This window comes from Pedococcus sp. P1_H8 (assembly GCF_056405175.1).
Genome location: NZ_JBFUCP010000008.1, coordinates 254,574 through 268,710 on the forward strand (window position 1 = coordinate 254,574; position 14,137 = coordinate 268,710).

17 protein-coding genes are annotated in these 14,137 nt (G+C 70.6%); 6 read left to right on the forward strand and 11 right to left on the reverse strand.

Annotated features, from left to right (window positions below; all coding sequences use genetic code 11):
* Positions 1-15: 15 nt before the first annotated feature.
* The 10 genes from AC1DYG_RS13965 to AC1DYG_RS14010 all read right to left on the reverse strand — a co-directional run bounded on the left by AC1DYG_RS13965 (position 16) and on the right by AC1DYG_RS14010 (position 6,540).
* On the reverse strand, positions 16-456 hold the full coding sequence (locus AC1DYG_RS13965) for a hypothetical protein (RefSeq protein ID WP_477640475.1): 441 nt from the start codon (positions 454-456) through the stop codon (positions 16-18).
* Positions 456-1,502 carry a P1 family peptidase gene (locus tag AC1DYG_RS13970; protein ID WP_477640476.1) on the reverse strand — a complete coding sequence of 349 codons (1,047 nt, stop codon included), beginning with the start codon at positions 1,500-1,502 and terminating at the stop codon, positions 456-458. Before AC1DYG_RS13970 ends, AC1DYG_RS13965 begins: the two co-directional genes overlap by 1 nt.
* A complete protein-coding gene (locus AC1DYG_RS13975; RefSeq protein ID WP_477640477.1) occupies positions 1,502-1,873 on the reverse strand; it encodes a VOC family protein in 372 nt (123 codons plus the stop codon). Before AC1DYG_RS13975 ends, AC1DYG_RS13970 begins: the two co-directional genes overlap by 1 nt.
* A gap of 8 nt (positions 1,874-1,881) precedes the next feature.
* On the reverse strand, positions 1,882-2,337 hold the full coding sequence (locus AC1DYG_RS13980) for an N-acetyltransferase family protein (protein ID WP_477640478.1): 456 nt from the start codon (positions 2,335-2,337) through the stop codon (positions 1,882-1,884).
* Positions 2,338-2,427: 90 nt separating this feature from the next.
* Positions 2,428-2,718, reverse strand: a complete 291-nt coding sequence (locus tag AC1DYG_RS13985; protein WP_477640479.1) for a DUF3263 domain-containing protein — start codon at positions 2,716-2,718, stop codon at positions 2,428-2,430.
* 167 nt (positions 2,719-2,885) lie between these two features.
* Positions 2,886-4,256, reverse strand: coding sequence for a pyridoxal phosphate-dependent decarboxylase family protein (locus AC1DYG_RS13990; RefSeq protein WP_477640480.1), 1,371 nt, complete (start codon positions 4,254-4,256; stop codon positions 2,886-2,888).
* Between the two features lie 23 nt (positions 4,257-4,279).
* A complete protein-coding gene (locus AC1DYG_RS13995; protein ID WP_477640481.1) occupies positions 4,280-4,936 on the reverse strand; it encodes an HAD family hydrolase in 657 nt (218 codons plus the stop codon).
* Between the two features lie 10 nt (positions 4,937-4,946).
* Positions 4,947-5,369 (reverse strand): arsenate reductase ArsC, encoded by a 423-nt coding sequence (locus tag AC1DYG_RS14000; protein WP_477640482.1) that lies wholly within the window; start codon positions 5,367-5,369, stop codon positions 4,947-4,949.
* Positions 5,366-6,055: an aquaporin gene (locus tag AC1DYG_RS14005; protein WP_477640483.1), complete on the reverse strand. Its 690-nt coding sequence runs from the start codon at positions 6,053-6,055 to the stop codon at positions 5,366-5,368. The genes AC1DYG_RS14000 and AC1DYG_RS14005 overlap by 4 nt, the downstream gene beginning before the upstream one ends.
* A complete protein-coding gene (locus tag AC1DYG_RS14010; RefSeq protein WP_477640484.1) occupies positions 6,049-6,540 on the reverse strand; it encodes an ArsI/CadI family heavy metal resistance metalloenzyme in 492 nt (163 codons plus the stop codon). The genes AC1DYG_RS14005 and AC1DYG_RS14010 overlap by 7 nt, the downstream gene beginning before the upstream one ends.
* Positions 6,541-6,640: 100 nt before the next feature.
* On the opposite strand from AC1DYG_RS14010, the gene AC1DYG_RS14015 reads away from it, so the two are divergent.
* The 6 genes from AC1DYG_RS14015 (at position 6,641) to AC1DYG_RS14040 (ending at position 12,262) form a co-directional block, all read left to right on the forward strand.
* Entirely contained in the window at positions 6,641-7,039 is a 399-nt protein-coding gene (locus AC1DYG_RS14015; protein WP_477640485.1) for an ArsR/SmtB family transcription factor, read from the forward strand.
* A 20-nt stretch (positions 7,040-7,059) separates the two neighbouring features.
* Positions 7,060-7,737 carry a uracil-DNA glycosylase gene (locus AC1DYG_RS14020; RefSeq protein ID WP_477640486.1) on the forward strand — a complete coding sequence of 226 codons (678 nt, stop codon included), beginning with the start codon at positions 7,060-7,062 and terminating at the stop codon, positions 7,735-7,737.
* A gap of 8 nt (positions 7,738-7,745) precedes the next feature.
* Positions 7,746-8,582: an SGNH/GDSL hydrolase family protein gene (locus AC1DYG_RS14025; protein WP_477640497.1), complete on the forward strand. Its 837-nt coding sequence runs from the start codon at positions 7,746-7,748 to the stop codon at positions 8,580-8,582.
* 176 nt (positions 8,583-8,758) lie between these two features.
* On the forward strand, positions 8,759-9,955 hold the full coding sequence (locus AC1DYG_RS14030) for an acyl-CoA dehydrogenase family protein (RefSeq protein WP_477640487.1): 1,197 nt from the start codon (positions 8,759-8,761) through the stop codon (positions 9,953-9,955).
* Between the two features lie 4 nt (positions 9,956-9,959).
* On the forward strand, positions 9,960-10,724 hold the full coding sequence (locus tag AC1DYG_RS14035; protein WP_477640488.1) for an SDR family NAD(P)-dependent oxidoreductase: 765 nt from the start codon (positions 9,960-9,962) through the stop codon (positions 10,722-10,724).
* Positions 10,725-11,008: 284 nt separating this feature from the next.
* Positions 11,009-12,262 carry a vanadium-dependent haloperoxidase gene (locus AC1DYG_RS14040; RefSeq protein WP_477640489.1) on the forward strand — a complete coding sequence of 418 codons (1,254 nt, stop codon included), beginning with the start codon at positions 11,009-11,011 and terminating at the stop codon, positions 12,260-12,262.
* 250 nt (positions 12,263-12,512) lie between these two features.
* Here the strand turns inward: AC1DYG_RS14040 and gabT are convergent, their stop codons facing one another.
* Positions 12,513-13,844: a 4-aminobutyrate--2-oxoglutarate transaminase gene (gabT, locus tag AC1DYG_RS14045; protein WP_477640490.1), complete on the reverse strand. Its 1,332-nt coding sequence runs from the start codon at positions 13,842-13,844 to the stop codon at positions 12,513-12,515.
* Between the last annotated feature and the right edge of the window lie 293 nt (positions 13,845-14,137).

The window sequence follows — 14,137 nt, forward strand, 5'->3', positions numbered from 1 at the left end:
CGCAGAGCTCCCCGGTCAGAGCAGGGTGCGCAGGGTGGCGTCGGCCTCCGACTCGACCGGGTCGTCGAGGTGTCCCACGAAGACCGCGTGGGCAGTGCGGGCCGGGTTGGCGTCGAGGTCGGCGAGGACGGTCCGCCAGGCGGCGAGGTTGGGATGCTCGAGCGTGGTGCAGGCCTCGGCGGGGCGCAGCGTCTGCACGGCCGCCTCGAGCTGCGGACGGGACAGCTCGTAGGTCTGCGACCCGTTGGCGTGCCCGAGCAGCTTGGCCAGGACGACGGCGGGCAGGGCGTGCCTCCCGCCAGGGGCGTTGACGTGGGGGAACTCCAGCTCTGGCGACGACGACGCGGAGCTGATGCCCACGGCATACGCGACCGGCGGCTCCCAACCGTCGATGGTGGCGGCCAACGCGTCCTTGATCGCGGCGAGTCCCTCGGGTGTGCTCCAGTCGGGTTCCATCAACCCATCCTGACAGCCGACGGGAAGGCATCGCGGTAGGACCGGAGGTCGACCGTCCCGTTGGCGACCGACTCGGCGGCCAGGACCGCGTGGCCGACCGCACGGGTCACGCACTCCCCGGCGGCCACCATCAGCGCGTGCAGCGCAGGCAGGTCCGGGGCCGGCCGCTCGCAGGTGGCGAGGGTGAACAACGTGTCGCCGTCGAGCAGCGTGTGCACCGGGTTGAGCGCGCGGGCGAGTCCGTCGTGACCGAGCCCGCTGACCTTCTGGCACTGCGCCTTGGTGAGCGTGGCGTCGGTGGCGATGACGCCGATCACCGTCGCCATCCCGGGACGCAACGGCTCCTCTGGGTATGCCGCGGCCGCACGTTCGCGGGCGGCTGCCAGTTCGTGGGCGGCCGGCAGGGCGACCTCCGCGAACTCGTCGCCGAGACCGTGGCGGCGGGCGAGCAGCTCACCCGTCAGCTCGTCGTACGGGGCGCCGAACGAGTTGACGACGACGAGGGCCGCGACCGTCGTGCCGTCCTCGAGGACTGCGCTCGCCGATCCCACCGCACCCTTGAGGCCGCCCGACCTCGCCCCGGTGCCGGCACCGACGCAGCCCTGCAGCACGGGACCTGCCGAGGCCACTGCCATGGCGTCAGCACCGTCGAGGGCGGTCGGGGCGTGGCTGAACTCGCCGCCACGACCCAGGTCGAACAGCACGGCGGCCGGCACGATCGGGACCACCTCGCCGGGGTCGCCCATCGGCCACCCCAGCCCCGCGGCATACAGGCTCTGGACCACCCCGTCGGCGGCCGCCAGGCCGAAGGCGCTCCCGCCGGACAGCACCACGGCGTTGACGCGGTCGACGAGGTTCCGGGGGTCGAGCAGGTCGGTCTCGCGCGTGCCCGGTGCACCACCCCGGACGTCGACCCCGGCCACCGCCCCTGCGTCCGGGGCGAGGACGACCGTGGCGCCGGTGAGCCAGCCGGCCTCACGGCGGGTGGCGTGCCCGACGCGAATCCCCGCGACGTCGGTGAGCGAGTTGCCGGGACCCGGGAGCATCACTCTGGTCTCGCGTCGATGACGCAGAACCTGTTGCCGTCGGGGTCCTCGAGGACGACGAAGTCGTGCTCCTCCTCGGGATAGGGCCAGTCCTCGACGCGGCGAGCGCCGAGTCCGACGAGCCGCTCCACCTCGCGAGCCTGGTCGGGGGCATAGAGGTCGAGGTGGACGTGCGGGAAGGCCGCCGGTCTGGACTCGCCGAGGTTGAGCGAGAGGTTGGGTCCCACGCCGTCGCGTGGCTGGAGGATGACCCAGTCCGGCTCGGGGTCGTAGCGCGGTTCGTAGTCGAGCACCGCTGCCCAGAAGGCCATCGCCCTGGGCACGTCGCTGACGTTGACGACGACCGACCCGATCCGCAGCGCGCCGCCCATGGCTACCCTCAGAGCTCCAGTCGGTGGGCCCGGGCGTCGGCCACGAACCCCACCCGCTCGACCATCGCCGTGGTGTGGATCCCCGCCGAGATCAGGACCTGTCGGAACCCGGCGTCGCGAGCCCACTGCACGGCGGCTCGCAGGAGCACCTCGCCGGCGCCGATGCCCCGGTGCTCGGGCCGGACGAAGAAGGTGTCGACCACGAGGTCGGCTCCCGCGCCGAAGGGGCGTCCCGGCCACGGCAGCGGCTCCACGACGGCCGCCTGGAGGTATCCCGCGTGCTCGTCCCCGGCCTCGGCTATCCAGACCGGGTGGGCGTTGCCGGTGGCCAGCCAGGCCCGCGCGTAGCGGTCGAGGAAACCCGGCTCACCCTGACCACCACGGTGGCGGGCGCACTGCAGCGTGAGGGCCGCCACGACGAGCGCGTCGTCGGGACCAGCCAGCCGGGTTCGCACTTCGCCCACGAGGGCAGTCAAGCACGCGCAGGCGACCCGGGACGCAACAACGCCCGTACAGTCGCTTCTGCACGGGCGTTGGTGAACTGGGGGGCTCGGTCAGAGCTGGATGCCCAACCGCCGGGCGCTGCGGGCCCGCTGGCGCGACGCGCGCAACCGGCGCAGTCGCTTGATGAGCATCGGGTCGGCCTCGAGGGCGGCCTGGGAGTCGATCAGGGCGTTGAGCACCTGGTAGTAGCGGGTGGCACTCATGTCGAACAGCTCGCGGATCGCCTGCTCCTTGGCGCCGGCGTACTTCCACCACTGGCGTTCGAAGGCGATGATCTCGCGGTCGCGGTCACTCAGCTCCGTGGGGGCGCTGACGTGATCCTGCTCGTGTGCGGCGTTCAACTCTCGACTCAGTCCTTCGTGGTGTTCGCAGACGTGCCGTGTGTGCGTGCAGGGCAACTATACGGAGCGAATCACACGGTTGTCATTCCACTCGGGTAGTCCGATCGGCCCAGTTGTGGAGGGTCTGGTCACACCCGTCCCACTCGCCTCACGAGGGCGCTGGCGCCTCAGGCCATCGTGTCGAGGATGGCGACGATGTCGTCCTCGGAGGTGCGCGGGTTGACGATCGCGAACCGGGTCAGCGTCTCGCCGGCGTGCGAGGTCGGCACGACGAAGGCGAACTGGTCCGCCAGCAGTCGGTCCGACCACTCCTGGTACTGCGCCGCCGACCAGCCGATCCGCCGGAACACCACGACCGACAGGTCCGGCTCGCGGGCGACCTCGACGTAGTCGCGCCGGCCGATCTCCTCGGCCGCGAACTGCGTGACCTCGAGCGTGCGCTCCACGGCCTCGCGGTAGGCATCCGTGCCGTGGGTCGCCAGCGAGAACCAGAACGGCAGGCCGCGGGCCCTGCGGGTCAGCCCGACCGAGTAGTCGGTGGGGTTCCAGTCGGGCGCGTCGTTCAGAACGTCGAGGTAGGACGCGTGCTGGGTGTGCGCCGCACGCGCCAGGGCCGGCTCGCGGTAGAGCAGCGCGCAGCAGTCGAACGGCGCGAAGAGCCACTTGTGCGGGTCGACGATGAACGAGTCGCAGTGCTCGATGCCGGCGTACCGGTGGCGCACTGACGGAGCGGCCAGCCCGGCGCCGCCGTAGGCGCCGTCGACGTGGAACCAGATCCCGAACTCGCGGCAGACCTCGGAGACCGAGGCGAGGTCGTCGACGATGCCGAAGTTGGTCGTGCCACTGGTCGCGACCACGGCGAAGAACGTGTCCGGACCGTTCGCGAGCAGCACGTCGCGCAGGGCCGGGCCGGTCAGCCTCCCCATGTCGTCGACGTCGACCCCCACGAACTCGGCGTCCATGACGTCGCAGGCAGACTGGATCGAGGAGTGCGCACCGTGCGTCGCGGCGACGCGGAAGGGTCGCGCGCCGCCCCCGGTCCTGCCCTCCAGGGCAGCGTTGGTGCGAGCGGTATGCCGCGCGGCGACCAGCGCGGACAGGTTGCCGATCGTCCCGCCCGGGACGAAGACACCACCCGCCTCCGGCGGGAGTCCCGCCAGGTCGGCGATCCAGCGCAGCGCCTGGTTCTCGGCGTAGACCGCCCCCGCGCCCTCGAGCCACGACCCCCCGTAGATCGACGACGCCCCGACGACGAGGTCGAACATCGCGGCGGCCTCGGTCGGCGCGCAGGGGATGAACGAGAGGTACCGCGGGTGGTCGGTGGAGATGCAGGCCGGCGCCAGGTCCTCCTCGAAGAGCTTGAGCGCCTCGATGCCACCGATGCCGTCGGCGGTGATGGTGGCACCCGCCAGGGCGTCGAGCTCGGCCAGCGTCCGTGGCCCGTCGAGCGGCACCGGGTCGAGCTTCAGTCGGTCGGCGGAGTAGGCGAGGATCGCGTCGCCGAGGGCCTCGAGGTTCTGGTCGCTGTAGCCGTGCACGCGGCGAGTCTAGGCCGCGCCGCTCACGTGGCGGCAGGGGCGAAAAGGACCGCCCTCAGCGCGACGACATCAGCGACGATCGCATCGGGTCGGCTCGCGGCGAGCGCGGGCTCCAGGCCCGCGCCCCAGGTGACCGCCACCGCACCCATCCCCGCGGCCCGGGCAGCCTCGACGTCCACTGTCGCGTCGCCGACGTAGACGCAGTCGCGCGGGGCGACGCCGAGCTGCGCCGCGGCATACAGGAGGGGTGCGGGGTGTGGTTTGTGGAGCTCGGTCTCCTCTTGTCCTGCAAGGACATCGATGCGATCGGCCAGACCCACGGCGCGCAGGCCGAGGCGCACCGTGTCGCCCTTCTTGGAGGAGACGACGCCGGTGCGGGCGCCGGCGGCATGCAGGTCGTCGAGGAGCTCGGGGACGCCGTCGACGGTGCGGATCAGCTCGTCGTGGTTGGCGAGGTTCCACTCGCGGTAGACATCGGTGAGCTCGGCGCCGCGACCGGGGTAACGCTCCTCGAGCACCGGCTGGAGGGGGCGGCCGATCCACGACCGGACCTCGTCCTCGGCGGCCTCCTCGCCGAGGACCGACCCGAGCGCGTGGTGGTAGGACGCGACGATCAGGGGGATGGTGTCGGCGAGGGTGCCATCGAAGTCGAACAGGACGACGGGCCAGCGGGGAGTCACGGGCTCGAGGCTACGGCCCGCTGGTGACGGGTTCGACGCCCAGCTCGCGCAGCAGCGCCTCCACCCGTCCCCGGATCTCGTCGCGGATCGGGCGTACGGCGTCGACACCCTGCCCGGCCGGGTCGTCCAGAACCCAGTCCTCGTAGCGCTTGCCCGGGAAGTAGGGGCAGGTGTCGCCGCACCCCATGGTGACCACCACGTCGGACTGCTGGACGGCTTCGGTGGTCAGCACCTTGGGCGTCTGCGCTGCGATGTCGATGCCCTCCTCCGCCATGGCGGCGACGGCGGCGGGGTTCACCTGATCGGCTGGCTGGCTCCCGGCCGAACGCACCTCGACGGCGCCACCCCCCAAATGCGCCACGTAGGCCGCGGCCATCTGCGAGCGCCCCGCGTTGTGGACACAGACGAACAGGACGGAGGGCTTGTCGCTCATACGGATTCGCTTTCACGAGTGGGGACTTGGACGATGCGCGTCTGAACCGCGTGGAGCAGGGCGAGGCCGGCTCCGACGCCGACGAGCTGGGCGGCGACGAAGGCGGGGACAGATGCCGGCGCGATGCCCGCGAAGGTGTCCGAGAAGGCGCGCGCCACCGTGACGGCCGGGTTGGCGAACGACGTCGAGGAGGTCAGGAAGTAGGCGCCGAAGATCCATGCCGGCACGACAACCGCGGCTCGGTTCCCGCCACGAGTCAGCCCGATGGCGAGGACGAGCCCCGTGGTGGCGACGACCTCGCCGAGCAACTGACCGGCGCCGCCTCGCTCGTGGCGGGACAGGTGCAGAACGGGCAGCCCGAACATGAGGTTGGCCAAGGCCGTGCCCACGACGCCACCCACCACCTGGACGGCCAGGTAGGGCGCGACGTCGCGCCAGCGGTGTTGGCCTCGAATGGCCTGCGCCAGCGTCACCGCGGGGTTGAAGTGGGCGCCGCTGACCGGTCCGAACGAGCTGATGAGCACGCCGAGCACCGCCACCGTGGCGAGCGCGTTGACGAGCAGCTGGACGGCGCCGTCGTCGCTCAGCCGCTGGGCCATCACGCCCGACCCGACGACCGCGGCGAGGAGCCCGGCGGTCCCGACCAGCTCGGCGGTCAGTCGGGCGCGCAGGGGGTGGTTCAGCAACACGCCTCCTGCAGCACCGTGCCCGCGGCCGGCGTGCAACACGCGCCGTCGTTCAGGCCCGCCACGACCGGAAGGCTCGCCGTGGCCGGTCGTCCGTCGACCGGATTGTCGTCCTTCACGGTGTAGACCTCCCAGGGGGCACCGGCCGGGTCGTGCACCCACACCTTGTCCTGCAAGGCGTAGCAGCAGGTCGTGTCCCGCTCGTCGAAGGCGGCCAGGCCAGCTTCGCGCAACCGCGTGGCCCCCGCCTCGACGTCGGCGCTGCTGTCCACCTCGATCCCGAGGTGGTTGAGAGCCTGTGCGGTCCCCTCGCCACGCTGGTCGGCCGGGACCTCGATCAACACCAGCTTGAGCGGCGGCTCGGCGATGGCGAAGTTGGCGTAACCCGGGCGGCGCTTGTGCGGCTGGGTGCCGAACAGGGTGGCGTAGAACTCGACCGACTTCTCGAGGTCGGCGACGTTGAGGGCGAGCTGGACACGGGACATGAGCGGACTCCTTGATTCATCGACTATTGTCTATGCAGGAAGTGAATCGACTACATCGATGTTTGTCAATATCGATGTAGGTCTATTTCTAGGAGATCCCGTGCCCGGCCCCACGCTCATCACCCTCACCGTCCCCAGCGCGCTCGCCCCTTCCGACGCGACGGCCAGCGATGCCACGGCGGGCACTGTCGCGTGCTGCGGCACGCTCACCACGGACGAGGCGATGGGGCGCGAGCAGGCGGAGGCCACGGCATACCTGCTCAAGGCGGTGGCCGACCCGGTGCGCCTCCAGCTGCTGTCCCTGATCCGCTCGTCGAAGGGGCAGGAGGCCTGTGTCTGCGACCTCACCCCCGCCGTCGGGCTCAGCCAGCCGACGGTGAGCCACCACCTCAAGGTGCTCACCGAAGCGGGTCTGGTCACCCGCGAGCGCAGGGGGACCTGGGCGTGGTTCCGGCTGGTGCCGACGCGGCTGGACGACCTGGCCGCGATCTTCCGCTGACAGGGGTTTAGTTTCTGGGTATGCCGCCGGCCGCCCTCACCGAGCTCGTCCACCCCTCGTGGGCGGTCGCGCTGGAGCCCGTGGCCGGGGCGGTGACCTCGCTCGGTGAGTTCCTGCGCGGGGAGGTCGCGGCCGGGCGGGGCTACCTGCCGGCCGGGATGCACGTGCTGCGGGCGTTCGAGCGGCCACTCGACGAGGTGCGGGTGCTCATCGTCGGCCAGGACCCCTACCCCACACCCGGGCACGCGGTGGGCCTGTCGTTCTCGGTCGCGCCGGACGTGCAGCCGGTCCCCCGCAGCCTGGTGAACATCTTCCAGGAGCTGCAGACCGACCTCGGGCTCCCCCGACCGTCGACCGGCGACCTGTCGCCCTGGGCCGACCAAGGAGTCCTGCTCCTCAACAGGGTGCTGACCGTGCGACCCGGCACACCCGCCAGCCACCGCGGCAAGGGCTGGGAAACCGTGACCGCACAAGCGATCTCGGCGCTGGTGAGCCGCGGTGGCCCGTTGGTCGCCATCCTGTGGGGGAGAGACGCGAGGAACCTCGTGCCACACCTCGGCGGCACACCCGCCATCGAGAGCGCCCACCCCTCGCCGCTGTCGGCACACTCCGGCTTCTTCGGCAGCAGGCCGTTCAGCCGCACCAACGAACTTCTCGCCCAGCAGGGCGCTGCACCCATCGACTGGAGGCTTCCGTGAGCGACCCCATGACCCCTGACGCCACGGGGGACAACCTGACCCATCTCCCCGAGAGCGGCAAGGTCTGGCACCGCTACGTCGCGATCGGCGACTCGTTCACGGAGGGCATGTCGGACCCAGACCCCGAGCGGGAGAACGCCTTCGTCGGCTGGGCCGACCGGTTGGCCCAGCATCTCGCCGTCATCGCGCACCAGGCGGGGGGCGAGTTCGCCTATGCCAACCTCGCGGTGCGTGGGCGGCTGCTCGCCGACGTCATCGGTCCACAGCTCGAGGCCGCGATCGCCCTCGGTCCCGACCTGGTCTCGATGGTCGGGGGTGGCAACGACATCCTCCGGCCCAAGGCCGACCTCGACGCGATCGCCGCCCGGCTCGAGGCAGCGGTCGTGCGGCTGCGCGAGGCCGGGGCCGACGTGCTGCTGGCGACGCCGACCGACCCAGTGGGCGCGCCGGTGCTGCGCCACCTGAGAGGACGCCACGCGATCCACTCGGCCAACCTGTTCAGCATCGCCCAGCAGCACGGCGCCTACGTCATCAACCAGTGGGGGATGACGGCGCTGCAGGACTTCCGGCTGTGGTCCGAGGACCGGATCCACATGACGACCGAGGGGCACCGGCGCGTGGCGCTCAACGCCCTGTCGGCGCTCGGCCACGACACCGACCGGGCGGACTGGTCCACCCCCCTGCCCCCGGCACCGCCCCTCGCCCGCCGCGAGGCTGCGGCGGCCAACGCCGACTGGGCCCGGACCCACCTGGCGCCGTGGGTGCAGCGTCGGCTCAAGGGCCAGTCCAGCGGGGATTCCGTCCAGGCCAAGCGCCCGAAGCTCACCCGGGTCGACCCCACCTGACGCCTCGACCCCGCCTGACGCCCTAACGTCTGCTAGCAGATCTTGGCTCGCTCAGCAGAGGTTGCAACGTCTGCTGAGCGAGCGAACCTCTGCTAAGGGAGCCTGGAGGAGACGGGCATTGGGGGACTGACCTGCGCGATTCAAGTACTAGGACGTCCTACTACTACCCTTGGCACATGCCTGCGAACCGCCTCATGCCCTCCGAGGAGGGCTACGACCTCATCGAGCTCACCCGCGAAATCTGCGACAAGGAGCTCCGTCCCCAGGTCGACGAGGCCGAGCGCGCCGCCGCGACCACACCGGCCCTGCCCCGCGACGCCTTCCGCACCCTCGGCCGCGCCGGGCTGCTCTCGTTGCCCTACGCCGAGGAGTTCGGCGGAGGCGGCCAGCCCTACGAGGTCTACCTCCAGGTCGTCGAGGAGATCGCCTCCGCCTGGATGAGCGTCGCGGTCGGAGTCTCGGTCCACTCCCTCACCTGCTACCCCGTCGCCCAGTTCGGCACGAGGGCCCAGCAGGAGGCCCTGCTGCCGGCGATGCTCTCGGGCGACCAGCTCGGCGCCTACTGCCTCTCCGAGCGCAGCGCCGGTTCGGACGTCGCCTCGATGTCCGCCCGGGCGACCGCGGACGACGAAGCCGACCCCACGGCATACCAGCTGAAGGGCACGAAGGCCTGGATCTCGCACGCTGGGCACGCGGACTTCTACACGAGCTTCGTCCGCACGTCGGACGACGGCGCCCGCGGCCTGTCCTGCTTCGTCGTGCCGGGTGACGCGCAGGGCATCGCCTTCGGTGCGCCGGAGAAGAAGATGGGCCTGCACTGCGACACCGTGAGCGAGGTGCACTTCGAAGGGGTCGAGGTGTCCGCGGACCGCCTGGTGGGTGGAGCCGGCCAGGGCATGACCATCGCCCTCTCAGCCCTCGACTCCGGGCGTCTCGGAATCGCCGCTGCCGCAACGGGTTTGGCTCAGACAGCGCTCGACCAGGCCGTCGCCTACGCGAAGGAGCGCGAGCAGTTCGGGCGACCGATCGGCGACAACCAGGGACTCGCGTTCCTCCTCGCCGACATGGAGGCCGGCGTGACGTCGGCCCGCGCGGCCTACCTCCACGCCGCCCGGCTGCACGACGCCGGCCGGCCGTTCACCAAGGAGGCGGCCGTGGCCAAGCTGGTCTGCACCGACAACGCCATGCGCGTCACGACCGACGCCGTGCAGGTGCTCGGCGGCGCGGGCTACACCCAGGACTTCCCGCTCGAGCGCTATATGCGTGAGGCCAAGGTGACCCAGATCTTCGAGGGCACCAACCAGATCCAGCGGCTCGTCATCAGCCGCCAGCTCCTCAAGAACTCCTCCCAGCGCTCCTCCAAGAGAGACTGACACCATGCAGATCACCGATTCCACCGTCGCCCTCGTCACCGGCGGAGCCAGCGGTCTGGGCGGTGCCACCGTCCGCCGCCTGCACGCCGACGGTGCCGCCGTGGTCATCCTCGACCTGCCGTCCTCCCCCGGCGAGGCGCTGGCGCAGGAGCTCGGCGAGCGTGCGCGATTCGTGGCGACCGACGTCCGCGACGAGGCGCAGGTCCAGACCGCGATCGACGTGGCGCGTGAGCTCGGGACGCTGCGGATCGTCGTCAACTGCGCAGGGGTCGGCACGCCCGGTCGCGTGGTCGGCAAGCGCGGGCCGTTGTCGCTCGAGCAGTTCGCCAACGTCATCAACATCAACCTGATCGGCACCTTCAACGTGCTGCGCCTCACCGCCGCGGCGATGCTCGAGAACGAGCCCGTCGACGCCGACCGCGGGGTCATCGTCATGACCGCTTCGATCGCCGCCTACGACGGACAGATCGGCCAGGCCGCGTATGCCGCGAGCAAGGGTGGCGTCGTCGGCCTCACCCTGAGTGCCGCTCGCGACTTGGCGGACAAGGGAATTCGCGTGATGACTGTCGCCCCGGGGACGTTCATGACCCCCATGCTCGCCGGGCTGCCGCCCGAGGCGACGGCTGTCCTCGAGGCCCAGGTGCCGCACCCCTCACGACTGGGCAACCCGGACGAGTACGCCAACCTCGTCGCGCACATCGTCGACAACGGCATGCTCAACGGCGAGGTCATCCGCCTCGATGGCGCGCTCAGGATGCCACCCCGCTGAGACTCCGGCCGATACGCACTTCGACCGATCCGGGGTGCGCACTTCGACCGATCCGGGGTGCGCACGCTGCTGCGACGATGGTGAGCTGGGCCTGACTGGGACGTCGGCACCCCGCACGTGCCTCCCTTGGGCCCCTGTCGAAGGGACCCGCCATGAGAGCACACTCACGGACTGGCGCAGGGACGGTCCACCAGACACCACCACGCGGTCTCCGACCGCTTCATCGTTGGCACCGCAGTGCCGGCCTCGCCCTCACCGCCGCCCTGGGCACTGCGGTCGCGGCGATGTCCGGAACCCCTGCCACTGCCGATCCGGCGGCCGCCCCGACCGGCCCGGGCGTCCTGCTGCAGTGGAACATCACCGCGCAAGGCCTCACCACCCCACTGCGACCCTCGGCCCACGGTCAGACCCGAGGTATCGCCATGGTCGCCGGCGCCGTCTACGACGCGGTGAACGCCATCGACCGGAGCCACCAGCCCTACCTGCTCGACGTCGCGGCCCTGGACATCAAGCCGTGGGCCTCGACCGACGCCGCGATCGCGACCGCCGCGCACGACGTCCTGGTCGCGATCGTGCCGCAGGCCCAGTGGGCAGCGCTCGACACGGCCCTGACGACAAGCCTGGCGGCCGTGCCGGACGGAGCCGGCGAGGACGAGGGCGTTCGCGCCGGCAAGGCTGCCGCCGCGGCCATGGTCGACTCCCGAAGGGGTGACGGCTTCATGACGCCCTTCACGTTCAACCTCGGGACCGAGCCGGGCGACTGGCGACCCTCACCTGCGACCGCCCTCGACCCTGACCCGTGGGTGGGGCGGCTGCGGCCGTTCCTCATGAGAAGCCCCGACCAGTTCCGCTCCTCCGGTCCGAACGACTTGAGGAGCGCCGAGTACACGAAGGACTTCAACGAGGTCAAGGAGCTCGGCTCGCTCACCAGCAACCGGCGTACCGCGGACCAGACGAAGGCAGCCATCTTCTGGCAGACCGCTCCGGCACCCCTGTGGCACGGCATGGCACGTGACCTCATCACCCGCCACGGCCTCAGTGCCGCCGAAGGGGCTCGGCTGATCGCCACCATGAGCCTGGCCGGGGCAGACGGTGCGATCGCCTGCTGGGACGCCAAGTACCACTGGAACTTCTGGCGGCCAGTGGCAGCAATCCGAGAGGCCGGCACGGACGACAACCCGAATACGCTGGCCGACCCCAACTGGCGTCCGCTCTTCGACCCTGCCACCGCGACCACGCCCCCGCTGGTCAACCCGCCCTTCCCCGAGCACCCCTCGGGCCACGGCTGCGTCAGCGGCGCCACCCTCGACGCCGTCCGGACGTTCTTCGGCACGGACAAGGTGGCCATCCACGTGACGTCGAGCCGCTACCCGGGCGAGACCCGGGACTTCGGTCGGCTGTCGCTGGCCATGAAGGAGATCATCGACGCGCGAGTCTGGGGCGGCATCCACTTCCGCACCGCGGACGTGGTGGGAGCGAACACGGGTCGCAAGGTCGGCCACTGGATGGAGAAGCACTACTTCCAGCCCGTGGGGTAGGCGCGCAGGGCCCCGGAGGCGCGGCATACCAATTCTGCGCATTCTCTTGCGGGCGGCGCGGAGATGGGTCAAGATCATCCAACCTCCCTCGGGAGGCCAGTCCCCCTCGGGGGACACGAGACCCGGCCAACTCATACTTGGCCGGGTCTCACCTTTTCTAACAGGCGAACGTGGTCCGACCGGTAACCGACACGCGTCGGCCAGGTAAACAGTCAGCGGCCAGGTGAACGCTGACCTGGCAGAGGGCTCGTCAGACGGACTGGGCGAACGCGTCCTCGAAGATGTCGAGCCCCTCGGCCAGCAGGTCGTCGCCCGCGGACAGCGGCGGCAGGAACCGGAACACGTTGCCGAACGTGCCGCAGGTCAGCGTCACCAGGCCAGCCGCATGGCAGGCCTTGTTGATCCGGCCGGTCAGCTCCGGGTCGGGAGTCTTGTGCTCGAGGTCGCTGACCAGCTCGACGGCAAGCATCGCCCCACGACCGCGGATGTCGCCGATCACGCCGTACTTGTCGGCGAGCCCCTCGAGCCTCGGGCGGAACAACGCCTCGACGGCCCTGGCGCGACCACGCAGGTCGTCGTCCTTCATCGTCTGGATCGCGGCGAGCGCACTGGCGCACGCGACGGGGTTGCCACCATAGGTGCCGCCGAGACCGCCCACGTGGATCGCGTCCATGACGTCGGCGCGGCCGGTGAGGGCAGCGAGCGGCATACCTCCCGCAATGCCCTTGGCCGTGGTGATCAGGTCGGGGACGACCTCCTCGTGATCGGAGGCGAACCAGTCACCGGTGCGGCAGAACCCGGTCTGCACCTCGTCGGCGATGAACAGGATCCCCTGCTCCGTGCACCAGTCCGAGACCTTCTTCATGAAGCCCGGCGCCGGCACGATGAACCCGCCCTCGCCCTGGATCGGCTCGAGGATGACGGCCGCCGTGTTGTCCTCTCCGACCTGGGCGTGCACGAGGTCGACGAACTCGGCGAACGCCTCGTCGGCGCAGGCCTCGGGACCGGTCGGCCAGCGGTAGGGGTAGGCCATCGGCACGCGGTAGATCTCGCTCGCGAACGGCCCGAACCGGTGCTTGTAGGGCATGTTCTTGGCGGTCAGCCCCATCGTGAGGTTGGTGCGCCCGTGGTACGCGTGGTCGAACGCGACGACGCCCTGCCGCCCTGTGAAGTGGCGGGCCACCTTGACGGCGTTCTCGACGGCCTCGGAGCCGGAGTTGAAGAGCGCGGAACGCTTCTCGTGCGTTCCGGGCGTGACCTCCGCGAGCACCTCGGCTACCTCGAGGTACTCCTCGTAGGGCGTGACCATGAAGCAGGTGTGGGTGAAGTCGTTGATCTGTGCCGTCACCGCGTCGATGATGCGCTGGTTGCCGTTGCCGACCGTCGTGACGGCGATGCCCGAGCCGAAGTCGATGAGCTGGTTGCCGTCGACGTCGCGCAGGATCCCGCCCGCCGCCTGCTCGATGTAGACCGGCAGACCGGTGCCGACCCCTGCTGACACGGCGGCCAGCTTGCGCTGCTGGAGAGCCTGGCTCTTGGGGCCGGGAATGCTGGTGGCGAGGATGCGCTTCTGCTCGAGCATGCGCCGAGCATACGACCGCCGTCCCGCACCTTTATCGGGTCTAGGGACTTTGTTGCGCCTCACCCCGGAACCGTTCTCGGGTGAAGGTCACCTTTGTCCCTAGACCCGATAAAGGGGAGGTAGGCACGCGGCCGGGACAACAGGTGCCCTGTCTCGGGTGATGCTTGACAGCCGTGTCTCGGCTGATGCTTTACACCGGCCGTGTTCGGACATCCTGTTTGGCGGCGTTCCACGGGCGCCCCGAGGGCAGGAGGCCGGGATTGGCACTGGTTGCGTTGTCGGTGGTGGAGCGT